Source organism: Dapis purpurea BLCC-M126, assembly GCF_050015975.1.
GTDB lineage: Bacteria > Cyanobacteriota > Cyanobacteriia > Cyanobacteriales > Microcoleaceae > Trichodesmium.
The window spans coordinates 1-9,774 of record NZ_JBNHER010000124.1; the positions used below are offsets into that span (position 1 = coordinate 1).

Below are 9,774 nucleotides of genomic sequence, written 5' to 3' on the forward strand. Positions count from 1 at the left end.
TGCACGAATAGACTTAACTTGCATAATTATATAGATCTCTTAGGGGTTCTATACTCCAATATTAAATCTTTCCATCTCTCCACTTCCCACAACCATATAATAAGTATTCAACCGGATTTGATCTTAAACTGGTATAGAAGGAGAAAAATGATGAAATTTGAGACCAATGTACAAGAAACTTGCTACAACAAAATTTGTTTGTGGATGAGAGAATTATTTGATAAATTTCCCTGCGCCAGACAAGACTTACCTGGTATTGATTTGTTTATGGGTTCTGCCTTGGTTGAGGTCTATGTCTTTCCTTGGGGAGATGATGAGGCAATTATTAATACTCGCTCATCTGTTGTGACGAATGTTAATTTGACACCTGATTTGCTGCAATTTTTATTACGAGAAAATAGTAAAATGCGCTTTGGCGCTTTTGGCATAGATAAAGATAATAATATTATATTTGAACATACAATAGTTGGTTCTACTTGTGATAAACCAGAGTTAGAAGCATCTGTTAAAGCAGTTTTAAAAATTTCTGATGAATACGATGATAAAATTGTTGAACAGTGGGGCGGAAAAAGAGCTATGGATCGAATAAGCTGAAGTCAAGAGTCATAAGTTAAAAGTCAGAAGTCAAAAGTTAAATTCGTGCCACGGACTAAATTTGAGAGGAGCGAGAATGTCTGTCTTGGTAATGGCGACTGCTATAAGTCATTCCAGTTAAGATTGAGATACTTAACCTTGATATAATCCTTTCAAATCAGGGATTTAGCCTTCTCATTTGTATTTGAAACGACTATATATTGATTTGGCTAAAGGAATTTATATTTTAGAATTAATAGTGCTTTTTAAATTAATTAGCATTAATCTAATTTTTCAAACTTTATGCTAAAAACAGAGCCTACCTACAAATTTCCCGAATCTAATCACCCGATGGTTAAGTCACTCTTTCATCACAGTGACCAAGAACTATTGACCCTATTTCAAAATTATCCAGACCAAGGCAAATATTTCGTCACGATTTTCTGTCGCTATGGTATGATAGTCCAAACTTTAATCCAACATTCTGTGCGATCGCCAGTTCAAGCAGACTATCTATTTGCCCAAACTTGGCAACATATATTTTATGAATTGCGTGGCTTAGATTTACGAGAGGGAGCAGATCCAGAGAATGGAAATACTACTCTTCAGAATTGGTTAATTAATGTTACGGCCATTAGTATTAACCAAGAAGAAATGCCCCCTGTCGAGTCAATTCGTTATTCTTTAGAAATGGCCCCACCACCTTTATGGTGTTATCTCAGGCAAGTATTAGATCAGTTAGAGCCTCTACTACGCTTGATTCTGTTAATGTTTCAGACTTTTCACTGGAGTGAAACAAGAATAGCAGCTTATCTCCAAGCTGAGGGAGAAAAAATTTCACATCAGGAAGTAAAATCTTTACTGCAACAGGGATATCATAATCTAGATACTAATTTGCCAGAAGATATTAAAGCCATCTATTTCAATGATGATATTGATCAAGTTAGTACAGGTATCAATCAGTTTCTCAAAGTTCCCAAAGAACCAGAAAATAAGAATAGTTAAGATGCTAACCTGCCAAATTCATAACTTGACCTAGTTCAAAAATACCCCGCCTTTACCAGTAATATTCAGTGACTTTGTATCTACATCAAAATCTTCTGTGGGATTAAATATAACCTCTAATAATCTAGGAGAAATACTTCGAGGACGTACCAAAAGTAATCCACCATCAGAACGTTGGTAGGTTAAAGTTAGTGGAATTGGCAGTTCAGATAATTCTATTACTGAGGTCTCTCCTAAAGTCCGATGTCGGCCACCTATTACCTGATATCCAATTACAGCACCAGTTTGATTAATCAATCTTAGAGTGATGAAACCTTCAACAGGGGTAACCCTACCAGCAGGTGCCGGAAATTGGGGTGGGGGCTGAGTAGTCTCTGGCTGCTGACTAGGAGGCTGACGGCGAGTCGGTTCAGTGGTCTCAGGTTCGGCCTCTACAGGTTTTTCTCTGTTGCCAGATGGGTTAGAAGTATCCTCTTGCTGATTAGCAGCAGGAGGTTTCGTACCAGGTGGTGGCCCTCCAGCTTGGGAAATTGTAATTATCATTAAACTGCTACTAATGGTACTAATAATAGAAGTTGTTTTCAGAAAATTAGAAAGGAATTGAATCATCATCTCCTCAAATATTTAATTAGGGGCTAACTGCTGAACTTAGATAATTAGGGAAAGTTAGATTTAATTAGATAAATTAATTTTTTTTCCTTTTTTTCCTTGGTAAAAATACAAATTTCAACTTTACCAAATCTGCTCAGGTGTTGCTGAATAAGTTTGAAATTTTGAAGCAGTCAGAAGTTGGGATCTAACTGGCGAGTTAAGATGTTCGTACTACTGACGACTGATAACTGATAACTTATAATTTATATAAAGTTGGCCTAACTGTGATGTAAAGGTAAAATAACAGTGGCCATAGTACCTACTTGGGGACAACTTTCAATAGATATTTGACCATGATGATTTTCGACTATGGCTAGAGCGATCGCTAATCCTAAACCTGACCCAACTTTACCGCGATGGGAACGAGCGGGGTCTACTCGATAAAAGCGATCGAATAAACGAGACAAGTCTTCATTAGAAATACCTATACCATTATCCTTAATTGTTACCTTGAGACAATCATTTTTAAGATTTTGACAACCTCTAAAAATTACTCCACTATTCTCAGAAGTATCCCCTAATTCGCCTTTCTGAGTTCTGAAAATTTGCTTTTTAGCTTTTGGAAGGTGCTGCAACTCTACTACTAGATGGCCACCAGATGGAGTATACTGCACACCATTACTAATCAAATTTGTAAATAATCTGGCCAGTTGTTCCCAATCTCCTGTAAGTGTAATATCTTCCTCAGAAACAGGATATTTGATAATTTTAGATTTCTCTTGATTCTTGGAATTTTTATAGTTAGATGTAAGGCTCTGATTAGATGTTGAATTTTCTGCAATAAAATCAGGTAGGGAAATTTTTAATTCTAGATTTATACCTTGGGCAGTGGCGATCGCCTGTTGTTCTTCTACTACTTCCATCAACAAAGCATCTAAAGGTACTGGTGAAAACTCTGACTTAACTATCCTACTATCTTGACGTGCCAAAAATAGTAAATCATCTACTAACCGCCCCAAACGACGAGTCAACCTTTCAATAACTTGTAGTTGTTGCTGATGTTCAGATGATGCTAACTTGGGGTCTGCCAAAGCTACTTGGACATTTGTTTGAATCATTGCTATAGGGTTTCGGAGTTCGTGGGAAGCATCAGCAGTAAACTTTTTCAAATGTTGATAAGATTCTCGTACTGGTTGTATTGCTAACCCAGAAAGTAACCAACCAATACCCCCCACAGAAATTACGACTAAACAGATACCGATACTTAAGTCTAGTATTAATTGGCGAATTGGTTTTGTCACTTCAAACCAAGGATGACTAACTCGCAAATATCCTAAGACTTGACGACCTACTTCTACTCTATCTGTTACTTGTCGTAGGAGTAAGGTATTATCACTCACTGGTTGTAATGTTTCAATTTTTCCAGAGTGGGGAGTTATTCGTACTGTTTCTCCAATACGGTTGGAATGTATAGGAATATTTAGGGGTTCAGAAAAGGTTGACCAAAGTAGTTCTCCTGTTGGACTAAACCATTCAATATCAATGTGGTCATCTTCTACAGTATTGATATTATCTGGAAAGCTAGCTTGAAGGTTGACACCTAGTTTTTTACTATTTTCTTTGGGAGATATCGAAGTAGGTTCAATGACTAGCGATCGCTCTACTATTTCTACTACATGAAGCAATGTATCATCTATACGTTCGATTAGGGTACTGCGGAAATAGATATAAAATCCTGTGGCAAATATTAGTAATAAAATGGCTGTGACTGTAGTGTACCAAATTGCTAAACGGCGACGAGTTGCTTGAAACATATTTATTCAAACTAAAATAAATTAGACTTATCGACCAAGAGAATAAAAAAATCCTTTTAGCCTAATCCTTCTATTACAGAAGAGGTAATTATTAATTATTAATTGTTGAACTTGCTCTGTTTTTCATAAATGTTGATTAGTAGTTACTTTAGCAAATTCTTCGTAGACTCAAATTATCATTATAAACATTACAAAAATTCCCAAAAATCATAGGATTATCAAAATATTATTATACTTTTGAATGAAATTATTCCTAATAGGAAATCTAGCTTCATTTTGTCGGTTAGAGAATTATTAAGAAGCTGATCAAATAAATATTATCGGATAGTCTTTACCTAAATTTTTATCTAGACGCGCTACTACTATGAACCATTAATCTGCAAAAAAGTAGTATTTACGATAAGATAATTTTATTTACAAAATCTTAATAAACCTTCACTTATGTTCATATCTTCTCAAGGCTTAATTAAGGTCAAAGAATCCCTGAAACAAAGGGTCTTTTTTGGGAATGAGCCAACACCAGAACTGATAGCCATACTACTCGTATACTTTGTCCAAGGAATTTTAGGGTTGGGACGTCTTGCGGTTAGTTTCTTTCTCAAAGATGAGTTGGCCATGAGTCCGGCTGAAGTTTCAGCAATGTTAGGCATTGTCGCCATACCGTGGATGATTAAACCTGTTTTTGGCTTCATTTCTGATGGAATTCCAGTATTAGGCTATCGACGACGACCTTACATAATTTTTTCTGGAATACTGGGGGCATTTTCTTGGGTTGCATTGGCAAACTGGGTAAATACTCCACTAGCAGCTACAGCAGCGATCGCTCTGAGTTCTGTATCAGTAGCTATTAGTGATGTAATAGTTGACTCTTTGGTTGTACAAAGAGTGCAGAAAGAATCTGTCAGTAGTACAGGTTCTCTACAATCTTTATGCTGGTCTGCCTCAGCATTAGGAGGGTTAATAACTGCTTATTTTAGTGGCTATTTACTGGAACATTTCAGCAATCAAACTGTATTTTTAATCACGGCTACTTTTCCTTTAATTGTTTCTGCTGTACCTTTATTAATTGAGGAAGAAAAAGTTACTATTGGGATTAACTTTGATAATGTAAAACAGCAAATTAAACAGGTAAAAGAAGCAGTTACAAAAAAATATATTCTACTACCAACTGCCTTTCTATTTCTTTGGCAAGCAACCCCAAATTCTGAATCAGCTTTCTTTTTCTTCTCCACAAATGAATTAGGATTTCAACCAGAATTTTTAGGTAGGTTACGGTTAGTAACAAGTATTGCTGGTTTATTTGGTGTTTGGCTATTTCAAAACTTTTTTAAATCTGTTCCATTTCGGAAAATTTTCGGATGGTCAGCAATTATTTCAACAGTTTTGGGAATGACTACTTTATTATTAGTTACTCACACTAATAGAACATTAGGTATAGACGACCATTGGTTTAGTCTAGGAGATAGTTTAGTGCTAACTGTGATGGGAGAAATTGCTTTTATGCCAGTGTTAGTTTTGGCTGCTAGACTTTGCCCGCCGGGAGTAGAAGCAACTTTATTTGCGTTATTAATGTCTATCTATAATTTAGCTGGATTGATTTCCCATGAAGGTGGTGCTTTATTAATGCACTGGTTAAAAGTTACAGAGACAAATTTTGATAATTTGTGGTTGTTGGTAATTATCACTAATCTCTCTACTTTATTGCCATTACCTTTACTAAATTGGTTGCCTTCATTTAATGCTGAAACAGAGCAAGAAGAAAATATTAATTCTTTACCACTATTAGAACCGGAACCAGCAGGTTCTAAAGTTGGCGGACATTATTTAATGCCAGAATATTTGCCAGAAATGATGCCTACTGCTGAAGTCAGAAGTCAGAAGTTAGAAGTTAGAAGTCAGAAGTTAGAAGTTAGAAGTTAGAAGTTAGAAGTTAGAAGTTAAATTTTTGCTGTCTCAAAAGGTTGACAAACTGTTTTTTTAATTTGCTAACATATACTCATATATGTTCATAAAAGCTATATGAGTTATGTTCCACTTAGAAAGGCCGTAGAAATACTTGGACTGCATCCGAATACATTACGGAAATATGGAGATGAAGGCAAAATCAAAATCATCAAAAACGAAGCCGGGCAAAGATTGTACGATACAAAATCCTACATCATGGGTGCAACTAGAGCTGCCACTATTTGCTACTGTAGAGTATCATCAGCCAAACAAAAAGACGACCTCAAAAGACAAATTGAGTTCATGCAAAACCGATATCCAGAATCAGAAATCATTAAAGATATCGGAAGCGGACTCAACTTTAAAAGAAAAGGTCTTAGAACCATACTGGACAGAATCTTGCAAGGGGATAAGCTCCAAATTATTGTTGCCTGTAGGGACAGACTCACGAGATTTGGATTTGAACTTATACAGTATTTGGTCGAACAAAACGGTGGAGAAATCGTGGTACTCGACCAAACTATACACTGTCCAGAATCAGAAATGGTTACAGACATTCTCTCAATCATTCATGTATTCTCCTGTAGAATCCACGGCCTCAGAAAGTACAAACAAAAAATCAAAGAAGATTCGGATTTACCTAAGCTGTGAACAAAGACAACTACTCAGACAATGGATAGGCGTTGCTAGATTCACCTATAACCGCACTGTTGAGTATCTTCAGCAACCTGACACCAAAGCTAACTGGAGAGCAATTAAAGGAGACATTTTAAGCAATCTCCCTGAATGGGCAAAACCTGTTCCTTATCAAATTAAATCTATCGCTGTTCGCGATGCTTGTATAGCAGTCAGGGAAGCAAAAGCTAAATATTCTAAGACTGGACAATTTCAGCAAGTAAAATTTAAGTCTCGTAAAAATCCAGTGCAGTCTTGCTATGTACCTAAGTCAGCAGTATCAGCTAAAGGTGTGTACCATACTAAGCTAGGTCAAATTAAGTTTTCAGAACCATTACCAGAGGGTTTTGGAGATTGTAGATTAGTCGCAGTTCGAGGTCAACATTATCTCTGTTTGCCAGTTGATGCACCTAAGCACAAAAGTGAGAATAAGCATCGAATTGTAGCTTTAGACCCTGGTGTAAGAAACTTTCTGACCTTATTTTCAGAAAATAGCTTTGGTTGGATAGGCTCTAATGATATGGGAAGGATTCAAAGATTGTGTCATCATTTAGATGATTTGATTTCCAGGTTAACTAAAGCTAAGTCTCAAACCAAGCAGCGTATGAAAAAAGCAGCTAATCGACTGAGGTCAAAAATTAGGAACCTGATAGATGAGTTGCACCACAAAACAGCTTTATTCTTAGTTCAAAACTTTGATGTAATTTTGCTTCCAACTTTTGAAGTTTCTCAGATGATCGCCAAGTCAAGCAGAAAAATTAGAAGCAAATCAGTTCGGCAAATGTTGAACTGGGCACATTATAGGTTTGAAGTGTTCTTGAAACATAAAGCTGCTGAATATAACAAAGTCGTTGTAGATGTTTCAGAAGCCTACACTAGCAAGACAGTTAGTTGGACTGGTGAAATTCTGAACAATTTAGGTGGCAAAAAAGTTGTTGCTGGCAGTGATGGCTTTCGACTCAACCGCGACTTGAATGGAGCGCGTGGCATTTTTATAAAAAGCGTGGTAGAACATCCTTCTCTCACTTTGGGAGATACCCCCTCAGTAATTTAATTACTGTGCATTGTTAATGTTTGTTAATAAAATAGTATCGGTTTGAGTCTACTATTGCGTATATCGCAATAGAGAGGAATAAAGTTTTGGTTTTTAATTTGTAATTAATTTATTTTTTGTCTAGATAGATTTTTGAGAATAGTAGGAGCGATCGCTCTAGGGAAAAATGGCTATTGGCAATGACTTTAAAGTTAGTCTGTTAAAAGGTTTAAACCTACTATTGCGTATAGAGCAATAGAGAGAAATCAAGTGTTGTTTTTTTGATTTGTGATTAATTATTGTTTACTTCTCCCTCACTCCCCTACTCAAGAAGTAGCCTTATCTTTGTATTTCATGTAATACTTTAAACAATTTAAAAATCAGGATTTAATTATGACAAATTTACAAATTGAACAACCTACATCTTATACTCTTGAAGATTGGAAAGGAGGATATGAATCTCAACCCAACGAATATGATTATTGGATTGATGATATAGAAGGTGAAATACCAGAAGATTTAAACGGTACTTTTTTCCGCAACGGACCAGGTTTATTAGATATTAACGGTCAATCTATTGCTCATCCTTTTGACGGGGATGGAATGGTTTGTGCAATTAGTTTTAAAAACGGTCGTGCCCACTTCCGAAATAGGTTTGTTAGAACCCAAGGTTATGTCGCAGAAAAAGCAGCAGGAAAAATTCTCTATCGAGGTGTTTTTGGCACTCAAAAACCTGGTGGTTGGTTAGCTAATATTTTCGATTTGAACAATAAAAATATTGCCAATACTGGTATTCTTTATTGGGGCGATAAACTTTTGGCTTTGTGGGAAGGAGCGCAACCTCATCGTTTAAATCCAAATAATTTAGAAACTATTGGAATTGAGGATTTAGATGGAATTTTACAACCTGGTCAAGCTTTTTCTGCTCATCCCAGAATTGAGAAAGGAAAAGATGGAAAAGGAGATATTTTAGTTAATTTTTCTGTGAAACCTGGTTTATCGAGTACCATCACTATTTTTGAATTTAATAGTCAGGGAAAATTACTCAAACGTTACTCTCATTCGATTCCTGGTTTTGCCTTTTTACACGATATGGTAATTACACCACATTACTGTATCTTTTTCCAAAATCCTGTTACTTTGAATCCTCTTCCTTTCTTTCTGGGATTGCGAGGTGCAGGTCAATGTTTGAAGTTTTCACCTAATAAATCAACACAGATTATTTTAATTCCTCGTGATGGTAGTAAAGCCATGAAAATTTTGGAAACGAAACCTTGTTTTGTATTTCATCATGCTAATGCTTGGGAAAAGGATGGGGAAATTTATGTAGATTCTATTTGTTATAAATCTTTCTCACAAATTGACCTGGGTGATGATTTTCGGCAGGTAGATTTTGATTCAATTCCAGAAGGTCAGTTATGGCGATTTAAGATTAATTTGTCAGAGAATAATGTAGAACATGAATTAGTTGAAAGTCGTTGTTGTGAGTTTCCGACTTTAAATCCGAGTAATGTGGGAGAAGCTTATCGATATTTATTTATTGGAGTAGCAGATAAGCCTAGTGGAAATGCTCCTTTACAAGCAATATTAAAGATTGATTGGCAAAAAGGAGAACGTCAAATTTTTAGTTTTGCACCGCGAGGTTTTGCTGGAGAGCCTTTGTTTGTTCCTTTTCCTAATGGGGTGAATGAGGATGATGGTTGGTTATTAATGTTGATGTATGATGCAGCGGAAAATCGGTCTGATGTTGTGATTTTGGATGCTCGTGATTTAAATAAAAAACCTGTGGCAAGATTGCATTTAAAACATCATATTCCTTATGGTTTGCATGGGAGTTTTACGCCTAATTATTTTGGGGAATAATTGATGTTTTGGAGAGATGGGGGGATAGGGAGATGGGGGGATGGAGAGATGGGGGGATGGAGACAAACCCGTAAACACTCTCCAGTGGGGAATTTAGCGAGATATCTATTAAAGTAATTGAAAAAATTATCAACACATATCCTATGACCAGATTCTATGTGCAATTAACCGGATTTGATATAATATTATATTCGGTTAAATAGTTATTATAATTAAAGTTCGTAGTAGGGCTTCAGCCCGAAATCAAGGAGTGGGGCTAAAGCCCTACTACGAACC

Annotated in this window: 8 protein-coding genes; 6 read left to right on the plus strand and 2 right to left on the minus strand. The window is 36.1% G+C overall.

The genetic code is table 11. The features are described from left to right. The first annotated feature begins 150 nt into the window (after positions 1–150). Both ACP6PL_RS11265 and ACP6PL_RS11270 read left to right on the plus strand, forming a co-directional pair. Positions 151–594, plus strand: coding sequence for a T3SS (YopN, CesT) and YbjN peptide-binding chaperone 1 (locus ACP6PL_RS11265; RefSeq protein ID WP_426545356.1), 444 nt, complete (start codon positions 151–153; stop codon positions 592–594). Between the two features lie 282 nt (positions 595–876). Beyond that, a complete protein-coding gene (locus ACP6PL_RS11270; RefSeq protein WP_426545349.1) occupies positions 877–1,578 on the plus strand; it encodes a sigma-70 family RNA polymerase sigma factor in 702 nt (233 codons plus the stop codon). Between the two features lie 30 nt (positions 1,579–1,608). Here the strand turns inward: ACP6PL_RS11270 and ACP6PL_RS11275 are convergent, their stop codons facing one another. Together ACP6PL_RS11275 and ACP6PL_RS11280 are read right to left on the minus strand one after the other, a co-directional pair. Beyond that, entirely contained in the window at positions 1,609–2,190 is a 582-nt protein-coding gene (locus tag ACP6PL_RS11275; protein ID WP_426545350.1) for a hypothetical protein, read from the minus strand. Positions 2,191–2,447: 257 nt separating this feature from the next. Next, a complete protein-coding gene (locus ACP6PL_RS11280; protein ID WP_426545351.1) occupies positions 2,448–3,983 on the minus strand; it encodes a sensor histidine kinase in 1,536 nt (511 codons plus the stop codon). Positions 3,984–4,424: 441 nt separating this feature from the next. Here ACP6PL_RS11280 and ACP6PL_RS11285 point away from each other — a divergent pair, with 441 nt between their 5' ends. The 4 genes from ACP6PL_RS11285 to ACP6PL_RS11300 all read left to right on the plus strand — a co-directional run bounded on the left by ACP6PL_RS11285 (position 4,425) and on the right by ACP6PL_RS11300 (position 9,498). Beyond that, positions 4,425–5,903 carry a folate/biopterin family MFS transporter gene (locus tag ACP6PL_RS11285; RefSeq protein ID WP_426545352.1) on the plus strand — a complete coding sequence of 493 codons (1,479 nt, stop codon included), beginning with the start codon at positions 4,425–4,427 and terminating at the stop codon, positions 5,901–5,903. A gap of 99 nt (positions 5,904–6,002) precedes the next feature. Next, the gene (locus tag ACP6PL_RS11290) at positions 6,003–6,578 is read left to right on the plus strand and encodes an IS607 family transposase (RefSeq protein ID WP_426545353.1); all 576 of its coding nucleotides are present in this window, start codon (positions 6,003–6,005) and stop codon (positions 6,576–6,578) included. After that, positions 6,499–7,656, plus strand: coding sequence for an RNA-guided endonuclease InsQ/TnpB family protein (locus tag ACP6PL_RS11295; RefSeq protein WP_426545354.1), 1,158 nt, complete (start codon positions 6,499–6,501; stop codon positions 7,654–7,656). The genes ACP6PL_RS11290 and ACP6PL_RS11295 overlap by 80 nt, the downstream gene beginning before the upstream one ends. Before the next feature lie 372 nt (positions 7,657–8,028). After that, the gene (locus ACP6PL_RS11300) at positions 8,029–9,498 is read left to right on the plus strand and encodes a carotenoid oxygenase family protein (RefSeq protein WP_426545355.1); all 1,470 of its coding nucleotides are present in this window, start codon (positions 8,029–8,031) and stop codon (positions 9,496–9,498) included. Positions 9,499–9,774 lie beyond the last annotated feature (276 nt).